Raw genomic sequence first — 384 nt, 5'->3', positions numbered from 1 at the left:
GCCAGCGCCAGTGACGCCAGCATCAAGACCAAGAAGCGTTTGGAAACCGAACTCAAGAAGATCGAGCGTGATCTGGATGCCGACCCCCAGTGTCTGGATGCCAACGACGCGCAGGAAAACCAGGCCGGCGACCGGTTGGGTGAAGACCCCACGCTGGCGAGCAAGCGGGATGAGCTCAAGGCGCGCCAGGCCCGCAAACAGGCACAACGCAAGCAGCTCGATGAGCGTGGTGAGACCCAGCGCTCCCGTACCGACCCGGATGCGCGGGCCTTGAACAAGGGCAAACAGCACGTCACCGGCTACAATATGCAAAGCGGCGTCGATGGGAAACACTAACTCATTGTGTATCACGAAGTCACCAACGCTGGGGACGATCAGAACCAG

At 60.4% G+C, this 384-nt stretch carries 1 pseudogene; it reads left to right on the top strand.

The annotated features are described in order from the left end of the window. A pseudogene (locus BQ17_RS21745) lies at nucleotides 1–336 on the top strand (hypothetical protein); the annotation flags it as partial. Nucleotides 337–384: the final 48 nt, after the last annotated feature.

The sequence above is a fragment of the Candidatus Thiosymbion oneisti genome (genome assembly GCF_900092655.1).
Classification (GTDB): domain Bacteria; phylum Pseudomonadota; class Gammaproteobacteria; order Chromatiales; family Chromatiaceae; genus Thiosymbion; species Thiosymbion oneisti.
This window is presented reverse-complemented; position numbering and strand designations above follow the sequence as displayed.